Source organism: Nocardia jiangxiensis NBRC 101359, assembly GCF_000308615.1.
In the GTDB taxonomy this organism is placed as follows: domain Bacteria; phylum Actinomycetota; class Actinomycetes; order Mycobacteriales; family Mycobacteriaceae; genus Nocardia; species Nocardia jiangxiensis.
This window is the reverse complement of the sequence record NZ_BAGB01000156.1, coordinates 29344-43373: the sequence shown is the minus strand read 5'-3', so window position 1 is coordinate 43373 and position 14030 is coordinate 29344. Positions and strand designations below refer to the sequence as shown.

At 67.1% G+C, this 14030-nt stretch carries 14 protein-coding genes; 8 read left to right on the top strand and 6 right to left on the bottom strand.

The annotated features are described in order from the left end of the window. Window positions 1-87 precede the first annotated feature (87 nt). From ON40_RS37060 to ON40_RS37045, 4 genes are all read right to left on the bottom strand, one after another. Complete coding sequence (locus ON40_RS37060; protein WP_051194153.1) at window positions 88-429, bottom strand: LGFP repeat-containing protein; 342 nt, start codon at window positions 427-429, stop codon at window positions 88-90. Window positions 430-985: 556 nt separating this feature from the next. Beyond that, window positions 986-2440, bottom strand: a complete 1455-nt coding sequence (locus ON40_RS37055) for an amidase (protein ID WP_040830020.1) — start codon at window positions 2438-2440, stop codon at window positions 986-988. A 79-nt stretch (window positions 2441-2519) separates the two neighbouring features. After that, a complete protein-coding gene (locus ON40_RS37050; RefSeq protein WP_040830019.1) occupies window positions 2520-3263 on the bottom strand; it encodes an SGNH/GDSL hydrolase family protein in 744 nt (247 codons plus the stop codon). Window positions 3264-3408: 145 nt separating this feature from the next. Beyond that, a complete protein-coding gene (locus ON40_RS37045; RefSeq protein WP_051194152.1) occupies window positions 3409-4797 on the bottom strand; it encodes a hypothetical protein in 1389 nt (462 codons plus the stop codon). A gap of 322 nt (window positions 4798-5119) precedes the next feature. On the opposite strand from ON40_RS37045, the gene ON40_RS37040 reads away from it, so the two are divergent. Continuing rightward, the gene (locus ON40_RS37040) at window positions 5120-5578 is read left to right on the top strand and encodes a hypothetical protein (protein WP_040830018.1); all 459 of its coding nucleotides are present in this window, start codon (window positions 5120-5122) and stop codon (window positions 5576-5578) included. A gap of 34 nt (window positions 5579-5612) precedes the next feature. Here the strand turns inward: ON40_RS37040 and ON40_RS37035 are convergent, their stop codons facing one another. Then, window positions 5613-6362: a TetR family transcriptional regulator gene (locus tag ON40_RS37035; protein ID WP_040830017.1), complete on the bottom strand. Its 750-nt coding sequence runs from the start codon at window positions 6360-6362 to the stop codon at window positions 5613-5615. A 93-nt stretch (window positions 6363-6455) separates the two neighbouring features. On the opposite strand from ON40_RS37035, the gene ON40_RS37030 reads away from it, so the two are divergent. The 7 genes from ON40_RS37030 (at window position 6456) to ON40_RS37000 (ending at window position 12959) form a co-directional block, all read left to right on the top strand. Further along, the gene (locus ON40_RS37030; protein WP_051194151.1) at window positions 6456-7661 is read left to right on the top strand and encodes an FAD-dependent monooxygenase; all 1206 of its coding nucleotides are present in this window, start codon (window positions 6456-6458) and stop codon (window positions 7659-7661) included. A 244-nt stretch (window positions 7662-7905) separates the two neighbouring features. Continuing rightward, the gene (locus ON40_RS37025; RefSeq protein ID WP_040830016.1) at window positions 7906-9042 is read left to right on the top strand and encodes an FAD-dependent oxidoreductase; all 1137 of its coding nucleotides are present in this window, start codon (window positions 7906-7908) and stop codon (window positions 9040-9042) included. Window positions 9043-9198: 156 nt separating this feature from the next. Further along, window positions 9199-9606, top strand: coding sequence for a hypothetical protein (locus tag ON40_RS37020; protein ID WP_040830015.1), 408 nt, complete (start codon window positions 9199-9201; stop codon window positions 9604-9606). Then, on the top strand, window positions 9585-10301 hold the full coding sequence (locus tag ON40_RS56340) for an adenylate/guanylate cyclase domain-containing protein (RefSeq protein ID WP_040830014.1): 717 nt from the start codon (window positions 9585-9587) through the stop codon (window positions 10299-10301). The genes ON40_RS37020 and ON40_RS56340 overlap by 22 nt, the downstream gene beginning before the upstream one ends. A gap of 2 nt (window positions 10302-10303) precedes the next feature. Beyond that, complete coding sequence (locus ON40_RS37010) at window positions 10304-10633, top strand: ArsR/SmtB family transcription factor (RefSeq protein ID WP_040830013.1); 330 nt, start codon at window positions 10304-10306, stop codon at window positions 10631-10633. Window positions 10634-10726: 93 nt separating this feature from the next. Next, the gene (locus ON40_RS37005; RefSeq protein WP_051194150.1) at window positions 10727-12553 is read left to right on the top strand and encodes a phosphoenolpyruvate carboxykinase (GTP); all 1827 of its coding nucleotides are present in this window, start codon (window positions 10727-10729) and stop codon (window positions 12551-12553) included. Window positions 12554-12578: 25 nt separating this feature from the next. Then, complete coding sequence (locus tag ON40_RS37000) at window positions 12579-12959, top strand: DUF5313 family protein (protein ID WP_040830012.1); 381 nt, start codon at window positions 12579-12581, stop codon at window positions 12957-12959. A 93-nt stretch (window positions 12960-13052) separates the two neighbouring features. On the opposite strand, the gene ON40_RS36995 is transcribed toward ON40_RS37000, so the two are convergent. After that, a complete protein-coding gene (locus ON40_RS36995; RefSeq protein WP_040830011.1) occupies window positions 13053-13967 on the bottom strand; it encodes an SDR family oxidoreductase in 915 nt (304 codons plus the stop codon). Window positions 13968-14030: the final 63 nt, after the last annotated feature.

Genomic DNA, 14030 nt, shown 5'->3' with positions numbered 1-14030 from the left:
CTATTCGCAATGATTTGCCAGGAGAATCGGACAAAACGGTGGGCACCGACCGATCGGTCGGTGCCCACCTGTCGATCGCGCGGAACCTCAGGCCCGGTTGATCGTCGTGGCGTTGTCAGCAATCGAGTAGCTGATCGAGCCGTGCTCGAAGTTGCTGATCTTGCCGCCCTCGATGTCCTGCTCGTCGGAGGTCGGGTAGCCGAGCGGGCCGCCCGCGCCGCCGTCGGCCTCCCACGCCTTGCGGATCTCGCCGTACACGGTGTAGGTGCCCGTCGGGAGGCTGAAATAGATTACGCCGCCAGTGAATTCCTGGTACTTGCCGCCGTTGGGGGCGTCCAGCTCCTCCGAGGTCGGCTCACCCAAGGGGCTCGACGCGCCGCCGGCTTCGTTGTAGTGGTCGCCGATCGTTCCCTTGACTTCGAATCCCATTCGACAGGTTCCTTCCGTGCAGATCCATACGTGTTGGCAAACGCCGGGCATCACGGTAGCGCACGTTCGTCGATTCCGGGTATCGAGTCACATATCGATCAGCGTCCGTACACGTGGAGTTCGCTCGAACCGGTCTACCCCCGAAACCCCGTCTGTTACACCCCTCGAGCTATCTACCAGCGAAGTAGTGAGCAGTGCTTCGCTGCGAGCTATTCGATTCCATCCGTCCCGCAGGACTGCTCCGTGATGGACTTGTTACCAATCCCGTTGTTCGGCACGGTGTTCCGCAAGCCGATGCTCAGCATCGGCGCCGAGCGGCTGTGTACCGCTGACGGGCAACCAACCATGGCGCGCTCGCGACATGCCGGGAGTGCCACCTGCGTGATACATGAATGTGCTTGCGCGGCCACGGATTCGGGCTCACCGAAAACCGTTCCGCGACAGAATCCCCCAACTGATCTCCAGGGCAGGCCGTCACGTGGTGGTGCGAGAGACGGCCCTGCCCCCATCCCGCCGTGGCCACGCGCTGTCGAGCCGTGCCACGGCGGGAAAGGCTCTACCGGTACGGCTCCTCGAAGCCGCCGATCTCCTGTTCGAGCAGTTCGGCCAGGCGCAGCGGCGTGCGGTCCTCGAACATCGGGCCGATGAGCTGTACGCCCACCGGGAGCCCCTCGGGGGAGCGGCCCGCGGGGATGGCGGTGGCGGGCAGGCCGGGCATGGTGGCCAGGCCCGGCCAGACGAGTTGATCGGCGAACGGGTATGCGACACCGTCGATGTCGATCCGGCGGGTGCTCAGGTCGATGTCGCGCTCGTGCGGGAAGGCGGGTGTCGGGGTGATCGGGCAGACCACGACGTCGAATTCGCCGAACAACTCGCGCCAACCCTGACGATGCAGCTCACGGCGGTTGTTGGCGGCGACCCAGTCGCGATGGCTGAATACCGCGCCGCGCAGGCGTTCCGCGTCCAAACTCCGATCGTCCGGATCCAGCTTTGCGGCGTGCTCGCGCATGAAGGCATATGCCTGGTCCGGATAGCCGGAGGCGAGATTCGCCAGCAGCAGCTGGGTGTAGAGCGTCCCGGCCTCGACCAGGTCGGGCAGCAGCGGGCTGTGCCGTTCCACCCGGGCTCCGGCGGCGACGAGCGCATCCGCGACGCGATCGACCGCAGCGCGCACCGCCGAACCGGTCGTGATGGTCGGATGGTCCTCGAGGATCAGGACGCGGAACTCGCCCAGCCGTTCGTGTCGCGCGGGCGGTAGCGCGAGTTCGTAGGCGACACCGAGTGTCAGCGGATCCGGCCCGGCCATCACATCCAGTAGCAGGGACAGATCGCGGGCGGTGCGCGCCAGCGGTCCGACGACGCCGAGATCGCGATCCGACGGCAGCGCTGGTGCGGGCGGCGGGATGTGACCACGGTTGGCGACCAGACCGAAAGTTGGCTTGTGCGAATAGATTCCGCAGAAGTGCGCCGGAACGCGCAGCGATCCGGCGATATCCGAGCCGATGGACAACGCGCCGAATCCGGCGGCCAGCGCCGCGGCGGACCCGCCGGAGGAGCCGCCCGGTGTGCGCCCGAGATCCCACGGATTGTTGGTGGCGCCGTACACCTCGTTGAAGCTCTGCAGATCCGCCAGCATGAGCGGCACATTGGTCTTGCCGAGGACCACCCCGCCCGCGGCCTTGACCCGCGCCACCTGCACCGCGTCCTCGGTGGGCCGGAAATCCGCGAACTGCGGCATACCCCAGGTCGTGGGCAGTCCGGCGATGTTGTAGGACTCCTTGACCGTCACCGGAATTCCGAGCAACGGCCGATCCTCACCACGGGCGCGCGCCCGATCGGCCTCGCGCGCCGCGTCCCGTGCCCGATCGAAATCCGGCACGCAGATCGCGTTGATGTCCTTGTCGTCCCGCTCGATTCGAGCGATCGCCTCGTCGGTCAGTTCCACCGAGGTCACCTCACCGGCGCGCAGCGCTGCGGTGAGTTCTTCAGCCGTACGGAAGCTCCATTCCACCGGATCGAGCGTACCTGTCGGCGGTGACCGCACAACCGGATAACGCGCTGCCGCGGGCCCGGTGAGCGGCGTCGGCGGGTCAGTGTTCGAGCGGCCGCAGTTCCGGGCGTTTGGCCGCGCGGCCGGCACCGGTGGACGCGCCGCGCAGGCGACGCCACAGCCAGGGGCGGACGGTGGCCGCCACCCAGGCGAGTTCGCCGAAAGTGCCACCGGCGCGGTACTTTTCGGTATTCGGCGGGGGTACGGTCCAGCTGTCGTCCGCGCCGTCGAGGCCGAGGGCTTGGGCTGCGGCCAGGGCGAACCGGTTGTGGCCCTCGGGCGAGCCGTGTAATCGGTCCGGACTCCACATGCGTAGGTCGGCCATCGATTCGGCGGCGTAGAGGTCGACCAGACGCAGGTCGTATCTGTTGGCGCACAAGCGGATTCGCTCGTTGATCAGATCCATGCGCGGGCCGATGAGGCGCGCGGCGAGCGGGACGATGCGACGGGCGTCCGGGAAGGTCGTGGTGACGACCGTCGCACCGCTGGCGCTGAGCTTCGCGTACAGCTCCTCCATCACATCCAGCGCCGCGCCGAAGTCGCTGCCGGGCGCGGTCACATCGTTCATGCCCGCACAGATGCCGACCACATCGGGTTGCATGGCCAGTGCCGCATCGAGCTGCTCGTCCCGGACCTCGGCGACGCGGCGGCCACGGACCGCGAGGTTGGCGTACTCGATATCCGGATTGTCCCGGGCCAGCCGCTCGGCGAAACGATCCGCCCAGCCGCGCACACCGGTCTCGTCGTCACCGTCCCACAGACCTTCGGTCTGACTGTCTCCCATGGCGACGAACCGCTCGAAACGGGGTGCGGGTGATGTCGGCAAGGCAGACCTCCGGACGTGAAGAGGGTGGTGTGGCAGCGATCGGCTGTCGGATCGACACGCTACCTCGGGCAGTTCCGGGCGCTGCGGGCCCGGCCACACGCCGTCACTGCGCTGCCCGGTCGCGCTGGGTCGGGCTCAGCGCATCGGGCACGTAGAAACGGTTGTAGAAGTCCTCGTCCAGATCGGCGGCCTGATAGGCCAGCACGCTCCGGAACGGTCCGTTGTCGGCGGGCACGCGGCCGTACCGGGTGTGCAGGTAGTCCAGGTAGGCGATCGTGGCGGCGATGGCGCGATCCGAAGCCTTCGGAATATCGCTCTGTACTGCCGCGCCGTCGTTCCAGCTGCTGCTCGCACCGCCGTCGCGCAGGGTGCCGCGGCCGGGTGCGTACTTGAAGTCGACGAACGCCAGGACAGCCTCTTCCATGTTCCGGTAGTAGGGCGGGCAGTACGGGCGCAGCAGCGGCTCGCCGTCGTGCTCGAATCCGACGGCCGTCGGCATCGGCATGTTGCGACCGGTCAGCGACATCACCGACGCCATCAGCGGACCGGCCCCGATGGTCCGGGAGAACCGCAGATCGTTCATCCGGAAGCCGAGCTCCTGATACCAGGCGAACGGATGCGCCGCGAAATGCGGGAATCCACCGAGGCCCAACGCCTGGGTCATGAGCCCGAGATTCTGCAGCATGGCACCCTGCTCGATGGCGGCGAACTCGCACAGCCAGGTGTCCAGGAATCCGGCGGTGACCACGCGGCCGGAGGACAGATCGTCGTTCAGGTGACCGCCGCGCGAGCGCGCGAATTTCGCCAGACCGGCGGGCTGGAATCGGTTGCGTTCGTCGAGGACGTAAAAGGCGAAATCGTCCTCGAAAGCCGATAGCAGCAGGTTTATCATCAATGCCGTGAGTTCGGCGACCGGAAGGAAATAGGTGGTTCCCGGGACATTCGCCGAGAACTGGTTGAACGGCGGGACGAACGGTACTTCCCGGGGCACGTCCGACCGGCGGTCGCGGACCTGTACCCGCACGCGTTCGTAGAGTGCCGACAATTCGCGGTCGTGCGCGAGCCGGATCAGGTCCGGGATCTCGGTCCGATCCAGATCCTGCGGCCGCCGCACCAGCGAGACGCCCTCGTCGTTGATGACGAACAGGGAGACGCTGTGGATCCCGTCGCCGCTGGCGATGGTACGACCCACCAGCTGAGCGATGATATTGCCGCCACCCGCACCCGGCCGGTCACCGTCGCGATACGGCATCTCGGCCAGGGTGTGCCCGGTGATTCCGCAGGCAGCGAAGGCCAGTGCGGCTTCCTCGTCGCGGGTCAGCGGTCGCGGCGCGGCGGTGCTGCGATAGGCCAGCGGGCCGCCGCTGATCTGCATCCCCGGCGCGAATCTGCGGGAACGTCGCCACAGCAGGGCGTCCATCAGCGAATATCCGGATAATTTGGCCCCGATGTCCAGCCGTGATTCGCCGGTCCGATCCGTGTCGAGTGTCATGCCGAGCCCTTTCCGAAAGTCGTTTGGTGCGAAGGGGACCATAATCGTGGACCGCGCTGTTTCTGTTAACACCGGGATACGTTTCAGTTAGAGACCGATGATATTTGCCGGAAGCATGCTGGGCATCGCCGCGTGACGATCTGTGCCGCCGACGCTGCGAACGGTCGTGGCGATTGCTACGATCGGATTCGTGCGTTTGTGCGAAAGTCGTTGTGGAATAACCTTTTGGCGTAGGGAATAGCGGGTGCGGGGATTTCGGAAGAAGTAATGGAACTATCGCATGATTCGACGTGCGTATTCGACTTTTGAGAATGGTGAATAAATGGCTGAAAAGCAGATGAGCGCGTCCGGTTCGCCGCGGCGCGCGGGTGTCCTGTTGCGTGCGTCCCGGCGGCTCGCGGCGGTGGCCGCGGTGATCGGTGTCGGCGCGAGTGCTCCGATGCTGCTCGGATCCGGCACCGCGGCCGCCTCGACGCTGGTGCCGTGCACCTACGGGCCGATCGGTTCGCGTCTGGAGGTGGACTGCACCGACAACGACTACACCCCGGCGACGGTGACCATCAACGCATTCTGCACGAACTTCGCCAATATCAGCATGCCGCCGACCAGGATGGGCCCGCGCAGCAGGATGCACTTCACCCGCGATTGCGGCCCCGGTGCGAACCCGATCTTCTGGTTGGTCAACGGTGAGAGCGATTGGGAAAAGGTCCAGGACCAGCTGGACCAGATGCGGCAGGACCAGCAGGACCGAGCAGATCAGCATCACCACGACGATCACTGACTCGCGGTGTGAGGGATGGTCGGTCTCAAAAAATTTATTGAGACCGCGGTGTGAGATGTCGGTAGAGGGTGGCGCGTGAGACGCCCAGTCGGGCAGCGATCTCGTCGACGGTGCCCTCGCCCGCATCCCGCATGCGGCGCGCGGCGTCCACCATCTCCGCGGTCATGACGCCGGGACGGCCGCGGCCGGGGGTGCGAGGTTCGGGGGGTGTGGATCGCGGCGGTGCGGGGCGTGGCCGCCGCACCGGTCGTCGATGGCCCAGCAGGCGGGCGATACCGTCGAGGATCGCGACGCGAAGCTGTGCGGCGGGCTGATCGGCGAAAATCGTCACCGGGTCGCTCAGCGCGGCGTAGACCTGCGCGGCCCGGACGCGGTCGGTGAGATCGGCATCGGGTCCGGCGATCAGTTCCTGCGCTGCCAGAGCGAGGTCGCGCATTCGCGCGAAAGCCGCCGGATCGGCGGCGAGCGCCTGATCCTGCATCTGGATCCGCAACAGCATGCTGTGTGACAACGCGACGTCGAGCAGTCCTTCGACCGCCGCCCAGCATCTGCCCGCCGGATCGGCCAGGGTGGCCGCCGATTCCACCACGGCCTCACTTTCGGTCAGCAGTGGATCCACGAGCGCGGCGACGATATCTCCTTTGCTCGGAAAGTGGTACAGCACAGCGGTTTTCGTCAGGCCGATCTGTTCGGCGATTTCGCGGACGGACACCCTGGAGTAGCCGCGCAGCGCGAACATTTCCAGCGATGTCTCGAGGATGCGAGCGCGTGAGTTGTCGGCCATGGTCGTCGACCCTACCCGTTGACTGACCTTCGGTCAGCGATGTACCTTCAGAAATCTGACCATTGGTCTGCATTTTTGAGACGGGAGTCGCATATGTACAACGAACGAATCCTCATCTCCGGTGCGGGTATCGCCGGGCAGGCGACCGCATACTGGCTCTCGCGGTTCGGATTTCGGCCGACGGTCGTGGAGCGAGCGCCGGGCCTGCGCCTCGGCGGTCAGGGAGTCGACGTACGAGAGCATGCGATCGAGGTGATCGAGCGGATGGGGCTGACCTCCCGAGTGCGGGCGGTGGCGGCCGATGTGCGGGGCATGCAATTCGTCGACACCGCAGGCGAATCCGTCGCCCGGATCGACATCCAGCGGATCAAGGAGAAGATCGGCAGCACCGAGGTCGAGATCATGCGCGGTGATCTGGTTCGGATGCTGCACGAGATATCCAGCGACAGTGTGGAATACCGGTTCGGCGATGCGATCCGGGCACTCGATCAGGATGCCGACGGGGTCACCGTCACCTTCGAGCACGCTCGGCCGGAACGGTTCGATCTGGTGGTGGGCGCGGACGGGTTGCACTCGGCGACCCGGCGGCTGGCGTTCGGGCCGGAAGAGGACTTCGTGCGTCACATGGATCACTACTTCGCATTCGGCGATGCCGACGCCGCGCTCGGGCCGGACCGCTGGGTCACCTTCTACAACACCCCCGGAACCGTGGCCGGAATCTATCGCTCGGGCAACCATTCCGGGGCGAAGGTGTACCTCGGATTCCGCAGCCCCCGGTTGAATATCGACCTGCGCGATCCGTCCGCCGTCCGCGGGGTGTTGATCGACCGTTTCGGCCGCAATCAGGCATGGCATGTCCCGCAACTGCTCGACAACGCCCTCGCCGACGGTGATCTGTTCTTCGACTCGCTCGCCCAGGTCCGCATGTCATCGTGGTCGGCCGGTCGTGTCGTTCTGGTCGGCGACGCCGCCTACTGTGCCTCACCCGTCTCCGGCGCCGGTGCGGAACTGGCCCTCACCGGCGGCTACCGGTTGGCCGGAGAACTGGCCGCCGCGAACGGAGAGCATCGCCCGGCCTTCGACGATTACGAGCGAGCGCACCGCCCGGTGGTCGCCGAGAAGCACAGGATCGGACCGAATGTGCGACTGATGATCCCCCGGACGCGCCTGGGCATCGCCACCCGCAATACGATCGCCCGGCTGCCGGTCATGGAATCGCTGGCCGGAATGGAACGCATCATGGCACCCCGCACGCCGACTCCGCTGCCGGACTATCGGGCGGTACTTCCGGGGCTGTGATCGGTTCGGGCTCGGGAGGAGCGGCTGATGTCGAAGACCGCTACACCGCTGCCGTCGCCGGTGGGTGGCCGCGATGTCGTGGTTCGTCGGCGATCGATGTGATGCGCTGAGCCGCAGCGGATCTCACTCCCGAGATCGAACGTGTAAGCGTTATCGCCTGTCATGGACGGTATTTCGGCCGCATGCATGAGGATGCAAGGTGAGTGCAAGGACGGTGCAATTACCGCTGGGCATCGTCGTTGCCATGACTACTTCGGTAACGATCATCGGCGCCGGTCTCGGCGGACTCATGCTGGCCCGGGTGCTGCACGTGCACGGTATCGCCGCGACGGTGTACGAGGCCGAGGCCTCGCCGACGGCGCGAGCACAGGGCGGAATGCTCGACATCCACGACTACAACGGCCAGATCGCCGTACGGGCCGCGGGCCTGATGGACGAGTTCGAGGGGCTGATCCTCGAGGGCCGCCAGGCGATGCGGTTCGTCGAACAGGACGGGAACGTCCTGTTCGAGAAGGACGACGACGGCTCGGGCGGACGGCCCGAGGTGCAGCGCGGCGAGCTGCGGCAGATGCTGCTGGATTCGCTCCCGGAGGGCACCGTGCAGTGGGGTCGCAAGGTCAAGGGCGTTCGCGCGCTGGGCGGCGGCCCCCACGAGGTGAGTTTCGCCGATGGCAGCACCGTCGTCACGAGTCTGCTGGTCGGCGCGGACGGCGCCTGGTCCAAGGTGCGGCCGTTGCTGTCGGACGCCACACCCGAGTACACCGGCGACTCGTTCATCGAGACCTACCTGTTCGACGCCGACGTACGACATCCGATCGTCGCGAAAGCCGTTGGCGGCGGGATGATGAGCGCGCACGGCACCTCGCCCGACAGGCAGATCATGGCGCACCGGGAAAAGGACGCGACCCTGCACGCCTACGTGATGTTCACCGAGCCGCTCGAGTGGTTCGACACCATCGATTTCACCGACCGCGCGGCGGCCACCGCCCGCATCGCACGCGAATTCGACGGCTGGGCAACGGAAATCACCGCACTGATCACCGACAGCGACACCCCGCCGAACTTCCGCGGCCTCTACACACTGCCGATCGGGCACCGGTGGGACCGAGTGCCGGGCGTCACCCTGATCGGCGACGCCGCCCACCTGACCGCCCCGAACGGCAAGGGCGCCAACCTGGCGATGCTCGACGGTGCCGAACTCGCGAGGTCCCTGGCCGCGCACCCCGACGACGTCGAGGCCGCACTCACCGAATACGAGCAGGCGATGTTCCCGCGCAGCGAAGCCACCGCGGACGAGCCGGTCATCCTGGAGAGCTTGTTCGGCGGCGAAATCCCCGACGCGCTGCTCGGCCTGTTCGCCCAACACGAGCAAACCCACTGAGCTGAGGGGTGGTCGGCGATCGCAACGAAGCGGCCTTCCGGCCGAGACCGACTGTGGCCGGGCGCTTTCGGTGCGCGAGGCGCACGGCACGACCGTATGAGCGCGCGTTGCGGCGGATCCGCCGGATACGGTCGTCGCCCTCGATACGCTGAGCGAGTGTCGAGCGTCCAGGATGACGAACCCGCGATGAATCTGTCGCACAGCACGACCGAATACGGGTCGATCCTGCTCGGTTCGCGCCGGGACTCCTCGGAGCGGCGCCGGGGCCGAGTGCAACTGTTGCTCACCCTGTGGGTGCTCACGGCCAACGCGGTCGGTGTGGGCGTGGTGATTCTGCTCGGCACGGTCGGAATCCCCAACCCCGACGTGTTCGCGCCCGAGGTGCACGACATCGTCTTCGGATATCTGCCGATCTACGTGGTGGTCGCCTTCGTCGTCGGTGCGGCGCTGGGCACCGCGGTGGTGATGCGGATGCTTCGCTGGGCCTCGGACACCGATCCGGCCCCGACCCGGCAGGAAGCCCGTTCGGCGTTTCGGGCGCCGTGGGTGCTCGCGGCGATGTAGGCGGTCTGTCGATCGTCGGCACGGCGTTGGTGGCCACGCTGTACGGGATGCGCGATCCGCAGCTGATCCCCAAGGCGGTGCCGGTGTCGCTGTTCAGCGCGGTGGTCGTGTGCGCGGCCCTGGACCGGGGTGTTCGACTGGGTGGCGAAATCCGGGATGTCGGAGTGCTTTTCGTGGACGTGGTCGGTTCGACGACGATGGCCACCCGGCTCCCGCCGCACGAGGTGGTCGAGACGCTCAACCGGTTCTTCGGCGTGGTCGTCTCCGCGGTGAACCGCCGCGGCGGGCTGATCAACAAGTTCGAGGGTGATGCCGCGCTGGCCGTCTTCGGCGCGCCTGCCCCGCATCCGGATCCGGCGGGCGCGGCGCTGGAAGCCGCCGCGGAGATCGCGCGCGAGCTCGCGGCGGCCGATCTCGGTATCGAAGCCGGGGTGGGTGTCTCCTACGGTGAGGTCGTCGCGGGCAATATCCGCTGCCGAACATTCCTGGAACGCGGCCGACGCCGTGGTCCTGCGCGGGCGGTCGACCCCGACTCTGCTGTACCAGCCCGAGGTGTGACGCGGGCTCCGGCGTCGGCCGAGCGGGCGACGACCCGGTCGGCGCGGCGGACCATATTTGCCCTGTTTGCTAAACTCTGCAAACAACAGGCCGGTGGTCGTCATCGACACCGGCCGCCGTTGGAAGGGAGTGGCTGACCATGCCCGGAGCGAGCAGGCCGCTCTATCAGATGAAGGCCGAGTTCTTCAAAACCCTCGGGCATCCGGTGCGGATCCGCGTCCTGGAGCTGTTGTCCCGGCGTGAGCACACGGTCGCGGAGATGCTGTCCGAGATCGGGGTCGAGGCGGCGAATCTGTCTCAGCAGCTGGCGATTCTGCGTCGCGCCGGGCTGGTCACCGGTCGGCGCGAGGGGCTGTCGGTCACCTACGAGATCACCACACCTCAGGTGGCCGAGCTGCTGGCCGCGGCCCGCGCCATCCTCACCGGCGTCGTCGCGGGTCAGGCGGAGGCTCTGGAACACACCGCCTGAGCCGGGTTCGACTCGGGTGCGACCCCGCGTGACAAGTCTGTTTGCTGTTTTTCTAAACTGAATACCCTGGCAGTTACGAAAGAGAGTTCCGCCGTGACCGATCACCCCGACGCCGTGGCCACCGTGCAGTCACCGACCGAGCACGACGGAATCCTGTCCTGGGTCGCCGAGACCGCCGAGCTGACCGCTCCCGATCGCATCGTGTTCTGCGACGGGTCCCGGCCCGAGTGGGACCGGCTCACCGAGATGCTCGTGGACAAGGGCACTTTCGTCCCGCTGGACGCGAAACCGAACTCCTTCTGGTGCGTCTCGGACCCGGACGATGTGGCGCGGGTGGAGGACCGCACATTCATCTGCTCGCGCGATCGCGCCGACGCCGGCCCGACGAACAACTGGGTGGACCCGGCGGACATGCGCACGGTGATGACCGAGCACTACCGCGGCGCGATGGCCGGGCGCACGATGTACGTGATCGCCTACTGCATGGGCCCGCTCGACGCGTCGGATCCGAAATTCGGTGTGCAGATCACCGATTCGGAATACGTCGCGGTGTCGATGCAGGTGATGACCCGCTCCGGCGCGCCTGTCTGGGAAAAGCTCACGCCGGGAACCGAATTCGTGAAATGCCTGCATTCGGTGGGTGCGCCGCTGGGCGACGGGCAGGCCGATGTGCCGTGGCCGTGCGATACCACCAAATACATCTCGCACTTTCCCGAGCATCGGGAGATCTGGAGTTACGGTTCGGGTTACGGCGGCAACGCGCTGCTGGGCAAGAAATGCTTCGCGCTGCGGATCGCGTCGGTGATCGGCCGGGACGAGGGCTGGCTGGCCGAGCACATGCTCATCCTGAAACTCACCTCCCCGCAGGGCAGGACGCACTACATCGCGGCGGCGTTCCCGTCCTCGTGCGGTAAGACCAATCTGGCCATGCTCGAACCGGCCCTGGACGGCTGGACCGCCGAAACCGTCGGCGACGACATCGCCTGGCTGCGGTTCGGCGCGGACGGTCGGCTCTACGCGGTGAATCCCGAGTCGGGATTCTTCGGCGTCGCACCGGGTACCGGGGCGCACACCAACCCGAACGCGATCGCCACCATCGAGCAGGGCAACTCGATCTTCACCAACACCGCCCGCACCCTCGACGGGGACGTGTGGTGGGAGGGTCTGAGCACCCCGCCCGCCCGGCTGATCGACTGGCACGGCAAGGACTGGACGCCGGATTCGAAAACCCCTGCCGCACACCCGAATTCGCGTTACTGCACCCCCATCGAGCAGTGCCCGTCGGTGGCCTCGGAATGGAACGATCCGGCCGGCGTGCCGATTTCGGCGATCTTCTTCGGCGGACGTCGCAAGTCCACCATCCCGCTGATCGCCGAGACCTTCGACTGGGCGCACGGAGTGTTCACCGCGTCGGTGTTGTCCTCGGAAACCACCGCCGCGGCGGCCGGGCAGGTCGGGGTCGTGCGCCGGGATCCGATGGCGATGCTGCCGTTCCTGGGCTACCACGTCGGGGACTACTTCGCGCACTGGCTGTCGATGGGCGAACGCGAGGGTGCGCAGTTGCCGAAGGTCTTCCAGGTCAACTGGTTCCGTCGCGGCGCGGACGGGCAGTTCCTGTGGCCCGGCTTCGGTGACAACGTACGCGTGCTGAAATGGGCCCTCGAACGCCTCGACGGTGAGGCCGAGGCCGTGCACACTCCGATCGGATATGTGCCGACCGCCGACGCCCTGGACCTGACCGGCCTCGACGACGCCGAACGCGACCTGGTCCGGCAGGCGCTGGCCGTCGACACCGACGAGTGGATCGCCGAAACCGCGTCCATCGACGACTGGTATGCCTCGATCGGCGGCGATCGGCTCCCCGCAGCGCTTCGCGACGAACTCGCCGCGCTGAAACTCCGCCTGGCCAGAACCCTGTGACGGCCCCGAGACGACCTGCCCGCCGATGAACGACCGCACGACACCGACACTCGCGCAACGCATCCGCTACATCTGCGGCGGCACGTTACCGCCGCGGATGTCGGCCTGGGTGATCGATGACCTCACCGGCCCCGGGGCCGCGCGCCGCTACCTGCTGCGCATCCTCGTCCCGATCCTCGCCCTGCTGTGCCTGTTCCTGCTGATCCCCGGTCCACTGTGGATGCGGCTGGCCATGATGGCGCTGTTGTATCTGCCGCTGATCTACTTCACCGCCGCGCTCATGTATGTCTACCGCCGTGCACGTCTCACCAGTCACGGCCTCGACCCCGCCCTCGCCGACAGTGGACAACGTCAACGCGTCGCCGCTGAACGCGAAGCGTACGAACGCCGCCACGGTCGAGGCTGATACGTCCCGGCTGTATCCGATCTGCCCGTGGCAGGACGACTCCAGCCTGTGCCGTGGCCAGGGCAGGCCACCGAGAGCACGGCCGAGTCGGGCTCAGACCTGTGCGGGAACGGATACGCCGGTGAGTCGTTCGGATTCGGTCCACAGGCGTGCGCGGACGGTCTTGTCCAGGGCGCGGCGGGGCGGCCGGGCGACGACGGTCGGGCCGACCATTTCCCAGCGCGGGCCGTAGTAGCCGCCGGGCACGACATCCGGGCTGGTGGCGGCGTATAGCAGCGGTTCGCTGCCCTGCTCGACTCCCTGTGACGGCGCCACCTTCAGCGCCGCTCGGGCCGCCAGGCTCGGACGGCCGCCGCCGAGGTGCGGGCCGGTGGCGGCCAGATTCGTTCGGGTATAGCCGGGGTGCGCCGCGGTCGACAGCAGCGGCCAGCCGCGTTCGGCGGCGAGGTCGGCCAGCTCCAGCGTCAGCATCAGATCGGCCAGTTTGGACTGCGAGTAGGCCCGGGTCGGACGGTAGCGGCGCTGCCATTGCAGGTCGTCGAAGTCGATGCGGCCGAAGTTGGCGGCGCCGCTGCTCATCGTGGCGACCCGGGGCGCGGGCGCGACCGACAGCAGTGGCAGGAGACGGACGGTGAGCGCGAACGGGCCGAGATAGTTGCTGCCCATCTGCAATTCGAAACCGTCGGCGGTTTCGTGGCGAGCGGGCGGGGTCATCACGCCGGCATTGTTCACCAGCAGATCCAGCGGGGCGCCGTCGGCGAGCAGGCTCTCGGCGAAGTCGCGGACCGAGGCGAGGTCGGCCAGGTCGACGCGACGGACCTGCACCTCGGCGGCCGGGTGCTGGGCCAGGATCTCGGCGCGGGCCTGCTCGCCCTTGGCCGGTGTGCGCACCGCGAGGATCACGCGCGCCCCCGCCGCTGCCAGGCGGGTGGCGGTTTCCTTGCCGGTTCCGCTGTTCGCGCCGGTCACGACGGCGAGTTTTCCGTGTTGGTCGGGAACGTGGTACATCGTGGACTCCTAAAAGACTGGCGGTCTGTAATATCTACGACCGTAACGGACCGATGGTCTTTT